18 protein-coding genes are annotated in these 15,866 nt (G+C 67.6%); 8 read left to right on the top strand and 10 right to left on the bottom strand.

Annotation, left to right across the window (positions count from 1 at the left end; translation table 11 throughout):
• Positions 1-4: 4 nt before the first annotated feature.
• Positions 5-1,189, top strand: a complete 1,185-nt coding sequence (locus M2282_RS28320) for an FAD-dependent monooxygenase (protein ID WP_280812114.1) — start codon at positions 5-7, stop codon at positions 1,187-1,189.
• A gap of 27 nt (positions 1,190-1,216) precedes the next feature.
• Here M2282_RS28320 and M2282_RS28315 read toward each other — a convergent pair whose 3' ends face one another.
• The 8 genes from M2282_RS28315 to M2282_RS28280 all read right to left on the bottom strand — a co-directional run bounded on the left by M2282_RS28315 (position 1,217) and on the right by M2282_RS28280 (position 8,523).
• Complete coding sequence (locus M2282_RS28315) at positions 1,217-2,467, bottom strand: SMI1/KNR4 family protein (RefSeq protein ID WP_280812113.1); 1,251 nt, start codon at positions 2,465-2,467, stop codon at positions 1,217-1,219.
• A gap of 189 nt (positions 2,468-2,656) precedes the next feature.
• Positions 2,657-3,505, bottom strand: coding sequence for a tryptophan 2,3-dioxygenase (kynA, locus tag M2282_RS28310; protein ID WP_280812112.1), 849 nt, complete (start codon positions 3,503-3,505; stop codon positions 2,657-2,659).
• A 16-nt stretch (positions 3,506-3,521) separates the two neighbouring features.
• Positions 3,522-4,007 (bottom strand): hypothetical protein, encoded by a 486-nt coding sequence (locus tag M2282_RS28305; RefSeq protein ID WP_280812111.1) that lies wholly within the window; start codon positions 4,005-4,007, stop codon positions 3,522-3,524.
• Positions 4,008-4,020: 13 nt separating this feature from the next.
• Positions 4,021-5,298: a kynureninase gene (gene kynU / locus M2282_RS28300; RefSeq protein ID WP_280812110.1), complete on the bottom strand. Its 1,278-nt coding sequence runs from the start codon at positions 5,296-5,298 to the stop codon at positions 4,021-4,023.
• Positions 5,299-5,309: 11 nt separating this feature from the next.
• Positions 5,310-5,963, bottom strand: a complete 654-nt coding sequence (kynB, locus tag M2282_RS28295) for an arylformamidase (RefSeq protein ID WP_280812109.1) — start codon at positions 5,961-5,963, stop codon at positions 5,310-5,312.
• Positions 5,964-6,038: 75 nt separating this feature from the next.
• Positions 6,039-6,356: a YkgJ family cysteine cluster protein gene (locus M2282_RS28290; protein ID WP_280812108.1), complete on the bottom strand. Its 318-nt coding sequence runs from the start codon at positions 6,354-6,356 to the stop codon at positions 6,039-6,041.
• Positions 6,357-6,382: 26 nt separating this feature from the next.
• The gene (argF, locus tag M2282_RS28285; protein WP_280812107.1) at positions 6,383-7,318 is read right to left on the bottom strand and encodes an ornithine carbamoyltransferase; all 936 of its coding nucleotides are present in this window, start codon (positions 7,316-7,318) and stop codon (positions 6,383-6,385) included.
• Complete coding sequence (locus M2282_RS28280; protein WP_280812106.1) at positions 7,315-8,523, bottom strand: aspartate aminotransferase family protein; 1,209 nt, start codon at positions 8,521-8,523, stop codon at positions 7,315-7,317. The genes argF and M2282_RS28280 overlap by 4 nt, the downstream gene beginning before the upstream one ends.
• Positions 8,524-8,695: 172 nt before the next feature.
• Here M2282_RS28280 and M2282_RS28275 point away from each other — a divergent pair, with 172 nt between their 5' ends.
• Positions 8,696-9,100, top strand: a complete 405-nt coding sequence (locus tag M2282_RS28275) for a DUF3579 domain-containing protein (protein ID WP_280812105.1) — start codon at positions 8,696-8,698, stop codon at positions 9,098-9,100.
• Positions 9,101-9,205: 105 nt separating this feature from the next.
• Here the strand turns inward: M2282_RS28275 and rpsT are convergent, their stop codons facing one another.
• Positions 9,206-9,520, bottom strand: a complete 315-nt coding sequence (gene rpsT / locus M2282_RS28270) for a 30S ribosomal protein S20 (protein WP_007831346.1) — start codon at positions 9,518-9,520, stop codon at positions 9,206-9,208.
• 117 nt (positions 9,521-9,637) lie between these two features.
• On the opposite strand from rpsT, the gene murJ reads away from it, so the two are divergent.
• The 5 genes from murJ to M2282_RS28245 all read left to right on the top strand — a co-directional run bounded on the left by murJ (position 9,638) and on the right by M2282_RS28245 (position 13,554).
• On the top strand, positions 9,638-11,191 hold the full coding sequence (gene murJ / locus M2282_RS28265) for a murein biosynthesis integral membrane protein MurJ (RefSeq protein ID WP_280812104.1): 1,554 nt from the start codon (positions 9,638-9,640) through the stop codon (positions 11,189-11,191).
• 69 nt (positions 11,192-11,260) lie between these two features.
• On the top strand, positions 11,261-12,115 hold the full coding sequence (locus M2282_RS28260) for a SirB1 family protein (RefSeq protein ID WP_280812103.1): 855 nt from the start codon (positions 11,261-11,263) through the stop codon (positions 12,113-12,115).
• The gene (locus M2282_RS28255) at positions 12,112-12,552 is read left to right on the top strand and encodes a bleomycin resistance protein (RefSeq protein ID WP_280812102.1); all 441 of its coding nucleotides are present in this window, start codon (positions 12,112-12,114) and stop codon (positions 12,550-12,552) included. The genes M2282_RS28260 and M2282_RS28255 overlap by 4 nt, the downstream gene beginning before the upstream one ends.
• Before the next feature lie 128 nt (positions 12,553-12,680).
• On the top strand, positions 12,681-13,109 hold the full coding sequence (locus M2282_RS28250; RefSeq protein ID WP_206177854.1) for a YciI family protein: 429 nt from the start codon (positions 12,681-12,683) through the stop codon (positions 13,107-13,109).
• A gap of 28 nt (positions 13,110-13,137) precedes the next feature.
• Positions 13,138-13,554 carry a YciI family protein gene (locus M2282_RS28245; RefSeq protein ID WP_280812101.1) on the top strand — a complete coding sequence of 139 codons (417 nt, stop codon included), beginning with the start codon at positions 13,138-13,140 and terminating at the stop codon, positions 13,552-13,554.
• Positions 13,555-13,568: 14 nt separating this feature from the next.
• Here the strand turns inward: M2282_RS28245 and M2282_RS28240 are convergent, their stop codons facing one another.
• Complete coding sequence (locus M2282_RS28240; RefSeq protein WP_280812100.1) at positions 13,569-14,549, bottom strand: formylglycine-generating enzyme family protein; 981 nt, start codon at positions 14,547-14,549, stop codon at positions 13,569-13,571.
• 89 nt (positions 14,550-14,638) lie between these two features.
• On the opposite strand from M2282_RS28240, the gene M2282_RS28235 reads away from it, so the two are divergent.
• Entirely contained in the window at positions 14,639-15,865 is a 1,227-nt protein-coding gene (locus M2282_RS28235) for an RNA polymerase sigma factor (protein WP_280812126.1), read from the top strand.
• The last annotated feature ends 1 nt before the right edge of the window (position 15,866 follow it).

Genomic DNA, 15,866 nt, shown 5'->3' with positions numbered 1-15,866 from the left:
CCTGATGCCTACGCACATCCTCGTCGCCGGGGGCGGCATCGGGGGGCTGGCCACGGCGCTGGCACTTTCGCGGGGCCGGCACCGGGCCGATGTCTTCGAGCAGGCAGCGGCCTTCGGTGAGATCGGGGCCGGCGTGCAGCTCGGTCCCAACGTCACGCGGCGCATTCAACAACTGGACCTCGGCACTGGCCTTGCGAAGATCGCGGCGCGTCCCGATGCATTGGTGGTCCGCAGCGCCGGCAGCGATGCCGTGCTGGCCTGCCTGCCCCTGGGGGATGCCATGCAGCAGCGCTACGGCGCCCCTTACCTCTGCGTGCACCGCGCCGACCTGCATGCGCTGCTCCTCGACGCAGTGCGCGCACGGGGCACCGGCACGCTGGTCACCGCCGCACAGATCAAGGAGGTCGAGACCAGCGATGACCTAGTGTGCGTGTCGAGCACCGACGCCCGCGCCTGGGAGGGCGAAGCGCTCGTGGGTGCCGATGGCCTCTGGAGCCTGGTGCGCCGGCAGCTCGACACGCCATCTGCCGCGGAGCCGCCGCGCGTCATCGGCCACACGGCTTGGCGCGCATTGGCCTTGCAGTCCGACCTGCCAGCGGCGTTGCGGCGCCAGCAGGTCGATGTGTGGCTGGGCCCGCATCTCCACGCCGTGGCGTACCCGGTGCGTGGCGGCGACTGGCTCAACGTCGTGGTGATCGCCGAATCGGCCCCGGCCGGCGATGCGCGCGACTGGGACCAGTCCAGCAGCATCGCGGCCTTGCAACAAGCCACGGGCCGCAGCGGTGGCGGCTTGCAGGCGCTGCTCGAAGCGATGCCCGGCTGGCGCGCCTGGTCGCTCAGCGACCGCGCACCGTTGACCTCCGCCGCCGACATGGCGCACGAGCGCATCGCGCTGGTGGGCGATGCCGCGCACCCGATGGTGCCGTACCTCGCGCAGGGTGCCGGCATGGCGATCGAGGATGCGGTCGCGCTGGCCGATGCGCTCGGCGATGGCACCGCGGCCGACGTGCCCGCGGCCTTCGCGCGTTACGCCGATGCACGCTGGCAGCGCAATGCACAGGTGCAGGCGCGCGCGCGGCGCAACGGCGAGGTCTTCCATGCCACCGGCGCCATGCGCCTGGGGCGCGACCTCGCGATGCGCACGCTCGGCGCGCGGCTGCTGGATCAGCCCTGGCTGTACGGCGGTTGAACGGCGGTTGAACGAACGCTCCGACCTTCAGAGCCTGAAGGTCTGCAGGTGCTCGATGCGCTCCGCCAGCCCTTCCGGCCCGAGGTAGTGGCCCAGCGAGCCATCGCGCACTTTCACCAACGTCGTTTCCAGTTCCGTCAGCATCGCATCGCGGTCAGCGACAAAGGCTGGCGGCACGTCGATGCCGGCTTCGGTGCAGGCATCGGCGATCAGGTGCGCGCTGGCGGGCGCGCCGCAAGCCACGCACTTGACGATGGCTGCCACGCTCGGCTCGGCGCCGTTGGCTAGCAGCACGCCGGTGAGTTCGGGCGCGATCTGGCCATCGACGCTGCGCAGGGCATCGGCCGCCACCGGCGCACCCGCGCGCACCAAGGCCGCAGCCGCTGCGAAGGCGCTCTGGCTCAGCGCAACGTCGGTCGCCAGCGCGCTGCCTTGTTGCGGCCCGTCGAAGCTCACGCCCGAGGCGGCCAGCTCGCCCACCAGCGGCGCGTCGTCGGTCGCAATGGCATGGTGCAGCGCCGCGCGTGCGAGCGCCGGGTGATGGCGCAGCGTGCCGTCGGCCAGCGGCGTGCGCCAGTCGACCACGGCGCGGCAGTAGAAGGTGACCAGCTTGTCCATCAGGTCGAGGTCCAGCCCGTGGTCCTGGTGGCGGTCGTCCAGGTACTGCAGCAGAGTCTGGCCCGAGAAGTAGTCGCTCGTGGGGGCCAGCGGGTCTTCGTCCAGATGCAGCGCCGCGAAGGCGCCGTGCAGGTCGGGCGCGACGGTGCAGAGGCTGTCTTCGTGCAGCGCGTGCGTCCAGGCCGGCGGCAGGCCCTGCTTCCATGCGATGACCCGGCCGTAGGCCTCGCCGGGCTCCACCACGGCGTAGATGCGGTCCAGGTACTCGAAGCCGCCGAAGGGCAGGTGGGTGATCTTTCCGCTCCAGGGCGGGCCGCCATCGGCGGCGGCTTCCCTGGCCAGTTCCTGCTCGTGCTCGATCCAGCCCTGCAGGTCGCGATAACCGTCGCTGCCGTCCCAGAACAGCTCCGACCAGCTCACGTTTTCGATGTTGCCGTTCATCGGCAGTGCGAGGTCGTAGTCGAGGCGGCCGCCCGCCGTCTCTTGCCACAGCGCGACCAGCGCATCGGGAATCGGTCCGGCGCACAGGGCCTGCACGGCTGCGATCTGCTGCGCCGGCATCGGCGGCTGCGCATCGAAGATCACGCGGTCCGCGAACAGCACGACGCCGTGTGCCCGCAAGGTGGAGATCTCGTCGGGTGAGAACCGGATGTTGTGCATGGCAGTCGCCTCCGTCGTTGTTGCCAAAAATGTAGCGGTTTGCGCAGGTGTGGCAAACAGTACATGCGAGCGTTCAGCCGGATTGAACTGACCCGATCCACGCGATGGGGCCCAGCGGGTGGCCGCGGACGCCTGAGGAAGTAGTCCAACAGTCTGTTGGACTACTGGCGGTCTACAACCAAGCGTCGTTCATAGGTCCGTGCGCAGCTTCCAGATCTCGGGAAACAGCACCACATCCAGCATCTTGCGCAGGTAGCTCACGCCGCCCGTGCCGCCGGTGCCGCGCTTGAAGCCGATCACGCGCTCGACCGTGGTCACATGGCGAAAGCGCCAGAGGCGGAAGGCGTCTTCGAGGTCGGTGAGCTTTTCGCCGAGCTGGTACAGGTCCCAGTGGTCGTGCGGGTTGCGGTAGACCACGAGCCACGCTGCCTCGACGCCGTCGCTCGATTCATAGGGCTGCGTCCAGTCGCGCTCCAGGCGGTCGGCCGGCACCGGCAGGCCGTGGCGTGCCAGGAGCCGCAGGGACTCGTCGTAGAGCGAGGGCTGGCGGTACGCAGCGTCGACCTGCGCGAGCAGATCGGCGCGGTGCATGTGCGGCTTGAGCATCGCGGCGTTCTTGTTGCCCAGCGCGAATTCGATGCAGCGGTACTGCGCGCTCTGGAAGCCGCTGGAGTTCGCGAGGTAGGGGCGCATGGCCGTGTACTCGGGCGGCGTCATGGTCGAGAGCACGGTCCATGCGCTCACCAGCTGTTCCATGATGCGGCTCACGCGCGCGAGCATCTTGAAGGCGTCGGCCAGCTTTTCTTCGGCGATGCAGGAGGTGGCGGCGCGCAGTTCGTGCAGCATGAGCTTCATCCAGAGCTCGCTGGTCTGGTGCTGCACGATGAACAGCATCTCGTCGTGCGCGGGCGAGAGCGGATGCTGGGCATTGAGGATCTCGTCCAGGTGCAGGTAGTCGCCGTAGCTCATGGACTTGCTGAAGTCCAGCTGCGCTTTTTCTTCGTGGACGATGTTCTCGGGGGATTTGTCGGTGCTCATGATGTTTGCTGGCCGTTCATCGCCAGACCACGGCGGTGTAGGAGGGACGGCCCATGCCGGACTCCTTCTTCGGATAGACGAATCGCACGACCTCGCTCTTGCGCTTGAACTCCTGGTAGGTTTCGCCGCCAGGAATGCGGCCCTTCTCGGCCGGTGCGTAGCCCGCATCGCGCGCTTCCTTCACCAGCCGGTCGAAGGCGGCCTTGTCGGTCAGCGAGAGCTGGATGCTGTTCTCGTCGGCGCGGCCTTCCACATAGGTGGACTTCATGATGTTGGTGGTCTGGTCGTCGGCGAACTTGTCGTACTCGATCATGCTGACCCACTCGGTCGTGGTCTTGTCGCGGTAAGAAAAGCCCTGGCGCTTGATCTCCTGCCTAAAGGCGTCGGGAGACATGGCCACGAAGGCCTTGAGCTGGGGCAGGGTGAAGTTCGGCTGCTGCGCGAAGGCCGGTGCAGCCAGCATCAGGAGCGATGCGAAGAAGGCGATCCATCGGTGTTTCATGGCGGGGCGTCGCTCAAGTCACTGCGTTCTTGCGGTTGAATTCTTCGCGCTGCCACTCTCTCGATTCGAGCACCTGCACGAGGTGTTCGACCGAGTTCCATACTTCCTCGAAGCCGATGTACAGCGGCGTGAAGCCGAAGCGCAGGATGTCGGGCATCTGCGAATCGCCGGCACGGTAGTCGCCGATGACGCCGCGCGCGATCAGCGCCTGCACGATGGCGTAGGCGCCTTCGTCACAGCTGAGGCACACCTGCGATCCGCGCTTTGCATGGTCGCGTGGCGTGACGAGCGAGAGGCCTTGTCCCGCGCAGCGTTCCTCGACCAGCTTGATGAACAGGTCGGTGAGCGCGAGCGACTTGGTGCGCAGCGCGGCCATCGCGCCTTGGTCCTTGTTGAAGGCTTCGGCGGCGAGCACGGTGTCGAGCCCGCATTCCAGACCCGCCAGCGCGATGATCGGCTGCGTGCCGCAGAGGTAGCGGCCGACGCCCGGCGCGGGCCGGTAGTGCGGCGTGAACTCGAAAGGCGCTGCGTGGCCCCACCAGCCTGAGAGCGGTTGCTCGAACTGACCCGCGTGCCGCGTGTTGACCCATGCGAAGGCCAGCGCGCCCGGGCCGCCGTTCAGGTACTTGTAGCCGCAGCCGATCGCGTAGTCGGCGTTGCTGTCGTTGAGCGCGACCGGCACTGCGCCTGCGCTGTGCGCGAGGTCCCACACCGTGAGCGCGCCCGCGGCGTGCGCGGCGGCGGTGATGGCCTTCATGTCGTGCATCGCGCCGGTGCGGTAGTTGACGTGCGTGAGCATCAGCACGGCCACTTCGTCGGTCAGCACCGCGGGAAGTTCGCTCGCATCGATCAGCTTGAGCGTGAAGCCGCGCTCGCGGCACAGCGATTCGGCGATGTAGAGATCGGTCGGGAAGTTGCTGCGCTCGCTCACCACGAGCTTGCGGCCGCTGTCCTTCTGCTGCGAGAGCGCGGCGAACAGCACCTTGTAGAGATTGACCGAGGTGCTGTCGGTGCACACCACTTCGCCGGGCGCCGCGCCGATGAGGCGCGCGACCTTGTCGCCCAGGCGCTGTGGCAGGTCGAACCAGCTCGCGGTGTTCCATGAACGGATCAGGCCTTCGCCCCATTCCTGGGTCACCACTTCGGCGATGCGCGCGGGCGCGGCCTTGGGCATCACGCCGAGCGAGTTGCCGTCCAGGTAGAGCACGTCGGCAGGGATGGTGAATTGGTCGCGCAGGGCGCGCAGCGGGTCTTGCGCGTCGAGCGCGCGGCAGTCTGCAAGGGTCGTCATGGTGGAAGGCTTCAGCGGGGAAGTTCGCGCAGGATCGCGCGAACGGGGGAGGCATCGGCGCTCACCAGCTTGAGCGGCAGCGCGATGAGTTCGTAGTCGCCCTCGGGCACGTCGTCGAGCACGAGGTTCTCGAGCACGCGCAGGTCCAGGCGGCGGATGCGTTGGTGGCTCTCCAGCGTCTTGCTGTCGGCCGGGTCGATGCTGGCGGTGTCGATGCCGATGAGCTTCACGCCCATCGCGGCCAGGCGCTCGACGGTGGCGGGCGCGTAGGCTGCAAGTTGCGGGTCCCAGCGGCCGACGGGCATGTTGGCGTAGGTGCGAACCAGCACACGCGGCGGCAGCTCGCTCGTGACCGCATGCGCGATGTGCTCCCACTCGATCAGCGGGCCCTTGGCGATGGCATGGATCACCCTGCAGGGGCCGAGAAAGGGCGTGAGGTCCACGTCGCCGATGGTCTGGCCTTCGGGGTCGTAGTGCAGGGGCGCATCGGCATGCGCGCCGACGTGGGGCGAGAGCTTGATCTCGCTGACGTTGACCGGGCACTCCGGCGAAATCGTCGCGGCCCAGCGCTGCTGGTAGGGCGTGTCGCCGGGGAACACCGGCGCGCCTTCATGCACGGGCGGCGAGATGTCCCAGAGGCGGGGTTGAGGTTGCAGGGAACGCATGGCGCAAAGTTAGCGCCGGGCGAGGGGTCGTGGTGTCGGTTATTTCCAACACACGATGTGACCAGATGATCGGTGTCAGAAGGGCAGTGACGACAGGGCGGGGAGGCCATGCCGGGCGCGCGCCCGTTCGCAGGCGTCGCTGCCGGCTTGCAACTCGTGGCAGGGGTTGGGCCGCCATTCGTAGATGCCGCAGCTCACGGCCTGGCCGATCTTGCCGGTGAGCGCCGCGCAGCGCATCGGCGTGTGATCGGTGCCGCGCATGCGGCAGAGGGCGTCGTTCACCTCGACCGCGAGACCCGAGGGCACGCGGCCGCCGTTGTCGTCGAGTTCATGCACGCTGAAGTCGACGCGGTAGCTGGCGCAGCAGGCGCCGCATTGCTGGCAATGGGACACGCGGCTGCGCCTTCTTCTTCAGCTGTTCAGAGCTTGCCGAGCAGCAGGAACTCCATCAGCGCCTTCTGGGCGTGGAGGCGGTTCTCGGCTTCGTCCCACACGACCGACTGCGGCCCGTCGATGACCTCGGCCTGCACTTCCTCGCCGCGGTGCGCGGGCAGGCAGTGCATGAAGAGGGCGCCGGGCTGGGCGATGCGCATCATGTCTTCGTCGACGCACCAGTCGGCAAAGGCCTTGCGGCGCGCCTCGTTCTCGGCCTCGTAGCCCATGCTGGTCCAGACGTCGGTGGTGACGAGGTCGGCGCCGCGGCAGGCTTCCATCGGGTCCTTGAAGACCTTGTAGCTGTCGGCCGAGCGCAGGCCCGCCACCGACTGGTCCACCTCGTAGCCGCTGGGCGTGCTCACATGCACCTTGAAGCCCAGGATCTCGCTGGCCTGCAGCCAGGTGTTGGCCATGTTGTTGCCGTCGCCCACCCAGGCCACGGTCTTGCCCTGGATCGAGCCGCGGTGCTCGATGTAGGTGAAGATGTCCGCGAGGATCTGGCAGGGGTGGAACTCGTTGGTCAGGCCGTTGATGACCGGCACGCGCGAGTGCGCGGCGAAGGCGTCGATCTTGGTCTGCTCGTAGGTGCGGATCATCACGATGTCCACCATGCGGCTGATGACCTTCGCGCTGTCCTCGATGGGCTCGGCGCGGCCCAGCTGGCTGTCGCCGGTGGTCAGGTGCACCACGCTGCCGCCGAGCTGGTACATGCCTGCCTCGAAGCTCACGCGGGTGCGCGTGCTGGCCTTCTCGAAGATCATGGCCAGCGTGCGGTCCACCAGCGGCTGGTGCTTTTCGTAGGTCTTGAACTTCTTCTTGATGATCGCCATGCGATCGAAGAGGTAGACGTACTCGTCGGCCGTGAGGTCGGCGAACTGCAGGTAGTGGCGGATGGCAGGCTGTGTCGTGGCGGTCGTCATTGCGCGGCAGGCTCCGACAGGAAGTTTTTGACGATGGGCGCCAGGATCGCGACGATTTCGTCGGCCTCGGCAATGCTCAGGATGAGCGGCGGCACGAGGCGGATCACCTTGTCGGCGGTCACGCTCAGCAGCAGGCCGGCGTCGCAGGCGCGGTTCAGGATCACGCCGCAGGGACGGTCGAGCTCGATGCCCAGCATCAGGCCCTGGCCGCGGATGTCCTTCACGCCGGGCAGGCTGCCGATTTCGCGGTCCAGTGCGGCCTTCAGGTGCGCGCCCACGGTGGCGGCGTTCTCGAGCAGCTTGTGCTCTTCCATGATGCGGATGGTCTCGACGCCGGCACGCATCGCGAGCGGGTTGCCGCCGAAGGTGGTGCCGTGGTTGCCAGGTCCGAAGATGTTGGCGGCCTTGGGGCCGGCCACCACGGCGCCGATCGGCACGCCCGAGCCCAGGCCCTTGGCCAGCGGCATCACGTCGGGCTTGATACCCGCCCATTGGTGTGCGAACCACTTGCCGGTGCGGCCCATGCCGCACTGCACTTCGTCGATCATCAGGAGCCAGTCGCGCTCGTCGCAGAGGGCGCGCACCTGCTTGAGGTACTCCCAGCGCATCGGGTTGATGCCGCCTTCGCCCTGGATGGTCTCGAAGAACACGGCCGCCACATTGGGATTGCCTTCGGTGGCCTTCTTGAGCGCCTCGATGTCGTTCAGCGGCACGCGGATGAAGCCCTCGACCAGCGGGCCGAAGCCGGCCTGCACCTTGGGGTTGCCGGTGGCCGACAGGGTGGCGATGCTGCGGCCGTGGAAGGCGGCTTCGTAGACGACGATCTCGGGGCGCTCGATGCCCTTGTCGTGGCCGTACTTGCGCGCCAGCTTCAGGGCCGCTTCGTTGGCTTCCAGGCCGGTGGAACAGAAGAAGACGTTGGTCAGGCCCGACAACTCGACCAGCTTGGCGGCGAGCTGTTCCTGCCCGGGCACGTGGTAGTAGTTGGAGCTGTGGATCAGCTTGGTCAGCTGGTCGTGCAGCGCGGGCACCAGCTCGGGGTGGTTGTGGCCCAGCGTGTTGACGGCGATGCCGCCCAGCCCGTCGATGTAGGCCTTGCCCGCGGTGTCCCAGACTCGGCAGCCCTGGCCATGCGACAGTGCGATCGGCAGGCGACCGTAGGTGTTCATGACATGGGGCGAGGTGGGTTGGGCGGTAGCGCTCATTGGGTTCTCCAGGTAGGGAACGCGGATTCTAGGCGTGGGCTTTGACGGCTTCGTTGAGGATTCCGCATTACAGCAATGCCTGCTCTTCAGGATGCAAAAAGTGCCCCGGATAGAATCCGTTGCTGCACCGCAGCACCCTGTTCTGGTCGCGTGTCGGTCGCCTCAATCAACGATGATTTCCCCCACAGCCAAAGAGATCTTCATCCAGGGCATCACCCGCGATGGCCGGACCTTCCGCCCCAGCGATTGGGCCGAGCGGCTGGCGGGTGTCATGAGCTCCTTCCGTCCCGGCGGCGCCTTTCCAGGCAGCTACCTGAGCTATTCGCCCTGGTGCGTGCCGACGAGCATCAACGGGGTCAAGTGCGTGATCGTGAACCGCGACCTGCGCGATGCCGAGCCGATGGCCTGGGACTTCTGCGTCAACTTCGCCAAGGACAACGACCTGCAGGTGTCCGAGGTGTCCCCGGCGTCGCCCGCACCGGCCGTGCCGAAGGCCGCGCAGACCCCAGTGGCTGCCGTGGTGCGCTCGGACCCCGCTGCACCGGTCATTCCCGTCGAGCAGCAACCCAAAACCTAGCGCCCATGAAAAAACCGCCCGAAGGCGGTTTTTTACACTTTGCTGCAGCGCACCCCGATCAAACGGCGGACTGGAGAATTCCGGTCCGGGCTTGCCTGACAGGTGTCAGGCGGCGGCCTTTTCAGGCGCGAGGGCGAGGGCCTTGACCTTGGCCGACAGGCGGCTCTTGTCGCGGGCTGCCTTGTTCTTGTGGAAGATGCCCTTGTCGGCGACGGTGTCGACGATGCTCTGGGCCTTCGCGAACAGTTCGCTTGCCTTGGTCTTGTCGCCAGCCAGAACAGCCTTTTCGACGTTCTTGACCGCGGTACGGTATTTGGAGCGCAGCGAGGTGTTCGCAGCGTTGAGCTTGGTGTCCTGGCGGACGCGCTTACGGCCGGAGGCGAGGCGCGGGTTCTTTTTCTTGGGCTTGGCGGATGCCATGATTTAGTTCCTTAGGTGTCTGAGGATGATGCAGCAAAGCCCTCCATTATAGGCCGGGTCGGCTTTTCCTCCGAATCCGGCCATTTCGGGCACTTTCGGGGCCCTACACTCGCCCCCGTGTCCCTGCTCAAATCCGCCTCCACCGTCTCCCTCCTGACCCTCGCCTCGCGCATCACGGGCCTGGTGCGCGATGTGCTCTTTGCCTCGGTGTTCGGCGTCAGCGCACTCACCGACGCCTTCAACGTCGCCTTCCGCATTCCGAACCTGTTCCGGCGGGTCTTCGGCGAAGGCGCCTTCAGCCAGGCCTTCGTGCCCGTGCTGGCCGCGCGCAAGACCGAGGGCGGGGAAGAGGGCGCCAAGGAGCTCATCGACCACGTCGCCACGCTGCTGACCTGGACGCTGCTGGTGGTGTGCGTGGCCGGCGTGGTCGGCGCGCCGCTCCTGGTCTGGGCCATGGCCAGCGGCCTGAAGGGCTTCGACACGGCCATCGTCATGACGCGCTGGATGTTCCCCTACATCGGTTTCATGTCGCTGGTGGCGCTGGCCGGCGGCATCCTCAACACCTGGCGCAAGTTTGCGGTGCCCGCGGCGTCGCCGGTGCTGCTGAACATTGCGCTGATCCTTGCCATCGTGGTCGGCGCGCCGCTGTTCCGGCGCTACGGCATCGAGCCGATCTATGCGCAGTGCGTGGGCGTGCTGGTCGGTGGCGTGCTGCAGCTGGCGCTGCAGATTCCCGCGCTGCGCGCCCTCGACCTGATGCCGCGCGTCGGCGCGAGCTTCAAGGCGCTGCGCGCCGCCTGGACCGACCCGACCACCCGCAAGGTGATGAAGCTGATGCTTCCCGCCCTGCTGGGCGTGAGCGTGGCGCAGATCTCGCTGCTCATCAACACGCAGATCGCCTCGCACCTGGCGACAGGCAGCGTGACCTGGGTGGTCAACGCCGACCGGCTGATGGAGTTCCCCACCGCGATGCTCGGCGTGGCGCTCGGCGTGGTGCTGATGCCGCAGCTGTCCAGCGCCCGCGCCGCCAAGGACGACGCCCGCTATTCGGCCTTGCTCGACTGGGGCCTGCGCCTCGTGGTGCTGCTTTCGGCGCCGTGCGCCATCGCGCTGCTGCTGTTCGCGCAGCCGCTGGTGGCGGTGCTCTTTCACAACGGCGCCTTTGGCGACGAAGACGTCAAGCGCACCACCCTGGCTCTGATTGGCTACGGCGTCGGCCTCATCGGCATCGTGGCCATCAAGATCCTCGCGCCCGGCTACTACGCCAAGCAGGACACGCGAACGCCGATGCTGATCGCCGTGGGCGTGCTCGTCTTGACCCAGGTGCTCAATTTCTTCCTGGTGCCGGTGCTGCAGCATGCGGCGCTCACGCTCACCATCGCCATTGGCGCGCTGGTCAACGCGACCTGGCTGCTGGTGGGCCTGATCCGCCGCGGCAGCTACGCCCCCGAACCCGGCTGGGGCAAGTTCACGCTCCAGGTGCTGGCCGGCACGCTGGTGCTGGCCGCTTTCCTGGTCTGGGGTGCGCGCTATTTCGACTGGATCGGCCTGCGCGCGCAGCCCCTGCACCGCATCGGCCTGCTGGCCGCGCTTGTCGCGGGCGCCGCGTTGATCTATTTCGCCATCCTGGCGGCGGTCGGGGTGCGCCCGCGCAGTTTCATGCGCCGCTGAGTCGTTCGCCGCTTGGCAATACGCATGTGCCCGCCTTGACGCTCCCCGGATGGTCCTCTACAAAGACACATGACGTTCACATTTCAGGTCCCGACCGCTCTGGAATATTTCGAATCGCTCGTCCACAGCGATGACCATTTCCCGCTGCTCGAGGCTGCCGCCAGCCTCGAGCAGGACGAGTACCCCGAGCTGGACGTGCAGCAGGTGCTCGGCGACGTCGACCAGCTCCTGGCCCGCCTGAAGCGCCGCCTGCCGGCCGATGCCGCACCACTCGCCCGGCTGCGCGCGCTGAACCAGTTCTTCTTCAACGACCTGAACTTCGGCGGCAACGTCAACGACTACTACGACCCCGACAACAGCTACCTGAACGCCGTGCTGCGAACCCGCCGCGGCATTCCGATCTCGCTGGCGGTGTTGTGGATGGAACTGGCGCAGGGCCTGGGCCTGCAGGCGCGCGGCATCGGTTTTCCGGGGCACTTCATGCTCAAGGTCACGCTGCCCAAGGGGCAGGTGGTGATCGATCCGTTCACCGGCAAGTCGCTCTCGCGCGAGGAACTGGGCGAGCGGCTGGAGCCCTACAAGCGCAGCAACGGGCTGGTCGGCGACTTCGACGTGCCGCTGGGCCTGTACCTGCAGCCGGCCAGCTCGCGCGAAATCATCGGCCGCATGCTGCGCAACCTGAAGGAAGTGCACCGCGCGCAGGAAGACTGGCAGCGTGCCATCGCCGTGCAGGACCGCCTCATCGCGCTGCTGCCCAGCGCCTGGGGCGAGTACCGCGACCGCGGCATCGCACACGCCGAGCAGGGCAACACGGCGCTCGCGGTGCGCGACCTGGAGGTCTACCTCACCAATGCCGAGGACGCCCTGGACATCGACGCCATCGCCGAGCGCGTGGCCGCCTTGCGCCGAACGGCCAACGGATGACCGCCAAGGCCGGCGCAAGCGGCGTGGGCGGCGCGGCGCCCGACCTGGGCACCCTGCACGAATTCCATGGCGTGCAACCGGTGCTGCCGGTGTCGGACGTCACACGGGCCGCACGCTGGTTTCGCGACATGCTGGGCTTCGAGCTCGATTTCATCGCCGGCGAACCGCCTAGCTATGCGCGGGTGAAAAAGGGCGACGGCAGCCACGGCGATCCGGTCTACCTGCGTCTCTGGCAGTGCAACACGCGTGGCACGCCGCCCTGGCGCGGGGAAATCGTCATCCACGTGGGCAAGGACATCGACGGCCTGCACGCCGCCTATGTGAAGCGCGGCGTGACGGTGATCGAGCCACCGGTCTCCCAGCCTTGGGGGCTGCGCGAATTCGCGATCCGCGAGCCCGATGGCCACGTGCTGCGCTTCTGCGGCTATCTGCCCTGAGTTTCTGAAACGAAAAATTACAACTGGGTCGATGCAACCTGTCGATCCGGCTTCCGTTTGTCCGACGTGAGTACAGGGGCACGCAATTCCAGCGGCTCCCGACTTCATCAACCTTCAGGAGAAACGACATGCGATTCATGATTCTGGTCAAGGCCAATAAGGATTCCGAAGCGGGCGTGATGCCCAGCACCGAAATCCTCACCGAGATGGGCAAGTTCAACGAGGAACTGGTCAAGGCCGGCGTGCTGCTGGCGGGCGAGGGCCTGCACCCCAGTTCCAAGGGCGCGCGGGTGCGCTGCGAGGGCCTGAAGCGCACTGTCATCGACGGCCCTTTTGCCGAAACCAAGGAGCTGCTGGCCGGCTTCTGGCTGCTGCAGGTCAAGTCGAAGGAAGAAGCCATCGAGTGGATCAAGCGCAGCCCCTTCCAGGAGGGCGAGATCGAGATCCGCCAGGTGTTCGAAGCCACCGATTTCGGCGACTCGATGACGCCCGAACTGCTGGCGCAGGAAGACCGCCTGCGGGCCGAATCCGCCAAGCGCACCGGCGCTGCCGGCTGAGCCCGTCGAAACCCCAAGGAGACACACCATGCGATTCATGATGCTGATGATTCCCCACGGCTACGAGACAGCCGCGCCCGGCACGATGCCTGAAGACCTCGATGCGATGACGGCGATGATGGCCTACAACGAATCCCTGCAGAAGGCCGGCGTGCTGATCAGCTGCGACGGCCTGCATCCGCCCTCGATGGGCGCCCGCGTGAGCTTTCCGGGGCGCAAGCCCAAGGTGGTCGACGGCCCGTTCGCCGAGGTCAAGGAAGTGCTCGGCGGCTACTGGATCATCGAGGTCGCCTCGCGCGCAGAGGCCATCGAATGGGCCACGCGCTGCCCGGGCGGGGAGAACGAGGTCATCGAGGTGCGGCAGATCCAGGAGCTGGAGGATTTTCCGCCTGCCCTTCAAGCCGTGGGCGAGAGCATTCCGTCGATGCAGACGGTCAGGAAATAGGCGCTCCTGCCTTCCTACTCTTCGCGCACCAGCCGGATTCCCACGAGCGTGTAGCGGGTGTCCGGCGCGTTCCAGTTGCGGTACGCGGCGCGCGCATAGAAGGGCCACGTATGCCAGGAGCCGCCGCGGCGCACCCGCACTTCGCCGGTGGCCGGACCCTGCGGGTCGTCGACCGGGGAGGCCGCGTAGTATTCCTCGCCATGCCAATCGGCCACCCACTCCCAGGCATTGCCATGCATGTCGTAGAGGCCCCACGCGTTCGGCGCGAAGCTGCCGACCGGCGCCGTGAACGCGAAGCCGTCGTCGCCCTTCAGCGCCATCGATTGCCAGCGCGGCCAGTGCGTGGCGGTGCGTGCATCGAACACGTTGGCCGCGCGAACCAACGCTTGCGGATCGTCGCCGGTGCTGTAGCGGGTGCGCGTGCCGGCGCGGCAGGCGTATTCCCATTCGGCCTCGGTCGGCAGGCGGTAGCGCTTGCCTTCGGACTTGCTCAACCACGCGGCCAGTGCCTGCGCGTCGTTCCAGGTCACGTTGACGACCGGGTGGTCGTCGCCCTGCGCAAAGCCCGGGTTCCGCCAGGAGTAGCGAGGGTCGCGCCCCTCGAAGGCATCGCCGCGCTTCGTCGTGGCGGGGTCGTAGTCCGCGCGCCAGCCGTAGCCGCCGGTGCCGTCGGCGATCGACTCCGGTACGTAGCCCGAGGCTTCGACGAAACGGCGGAACTGGCCGACCGTCACCTCGTGCTGGCCCATCCAGAACGACCGCGTGATGCGCACCCGGTGGACCGGGCCTTCGTCGCCGAGCTTGGCGAAGCGTTCCTTGGGCAACTGCGGGTAGGCGGCGGCCAGGGTCTCGGGCGTCTCGTCGCTGCCCATCATGAATTCGCCGGCCGGCAGCTTGACGAAGGCCATGCCGAGGCTGTTGCGCACGACCTCGATCTCGGAAGCCTGGGCGGCGCAGCCCATGACGAGGCACAGGATCAGGAGGCATCGCTTCATGACCGCATGCTAGCGAGCGGCGAAGGAGCGGTCGAGTGAGCGGCAAGGACGAAGCCGCCATCCACCGCGCCATCGACGCCGTCTGGCGCATGGAGTCCGCGAAGATCATCGCCACCGTCGCGCGCATGGTGCGGGACGTGGGCCTGGCCGAGGAACTGGCGCAGGACGCGCTGGTCGCCGCGCTCGAGCAATGGCTCGGGGCCGGCGTCCCCGACAACCCCGCCGCGTGGCTCACGCAGGTGGCCAAGCACCGCGCCCTGGACCGCCTGCGCCACGGCCAGCTGGCCGAGCGCAAGGCGCCCGAGATCGGCCGCGAGCTCGACGCGCAGCACGAGATGGCCGAGGCCGATTTCGCCGAGGCGGTCGATGCGGCGCTGGACGACGACATCGGCGACGACCTCCTGCGCCTAGTCTTCACCGCCTGCCACCCGGTGCTCTCTACCGAGGCGCGCGTGGCGCTCACGCTGCGGCTGATGGGCGGCCTCACGACAGACGAGATCGCCCGCGCCTTCCTCGTGCCCGAAGCCACCGTGGCGCAGCGCATCGTGCGCGCCAAGCGCACGCTGCTCGAGGCGCGTGTGCCCTTCGAAGTGCCGCGCCGGCACGAACTCGAAGCGCGCCTAGCCTCGGTGCTCGAAGTGCTCTACCTGATCTTCAACGAGGGCTACTCGGCCACCACAGGCGACGACTGGATGCGCCCCGCGCTCTGCGACGAGGCGATGCGCCTGGGCCGCATCGTGGCCGAACTGGTGCCCGATGCCTCGGAGGTGCACGGCCTCGTGGCGCTGATGGAAATCCAGGCCTCCCGCACGGCCGCGCGCGTCGGCGCCTCGGGGGAGCCGGTGCTGCTGCTCGAACAGAACCGTGCGCGCTGGGACCAGATGCTGATCCGCCGCGGCCTGGCCGGACTCGCACGCGCAGAAGCGCTCGGCGCGCTGGGCCCCTATGCCCTGCAGGCCGCCATCGCCGCCTGCCATGGCCGCGCGCGCACCGCCGACGAAACCGACTGGCCGCGCATCGCCGCGCTCTACGACGCGCTGGCCGAGTTGGCGCCATCGCCTATCGTCGAGCTCAACCGCGCGGTTGCGCTGTCGATGGCCTTCGGGCCGGCCGCAGGGCTCGAGGTGGTGGATGCGCTCATGGACGAGCCGGCGCTCAAGGGCTATCACTTGCTGCCGACGGTGCGCGGCGACCTGCTTTTCAAGCTCGGGCGGCGCGACGAGGCGCGCAAGGAGTTCGATCGTGCCGCTTCGCTCACGCGCAACACGCGCGAGCAGGCGTTGCTGAAGGCCCGCGCGCGGGCGTGCACAGGCTGAC

The sequence above is a fragment of the Variovorax boronicumulans genome, from assembly GCF_029892485.1.
GTDB lineage: Bacteria > Pseudomonadota > Gammaproteobacteria > Burkholderiales > Burkholderiaceae_C > Variovorax > Variovorax boronicumulans_B.
The sequence above is the reverse complement of the archived record's forward strand: the minus strand, read 5'-3'. Positions and strand labels throughout refer to the sequence as shown.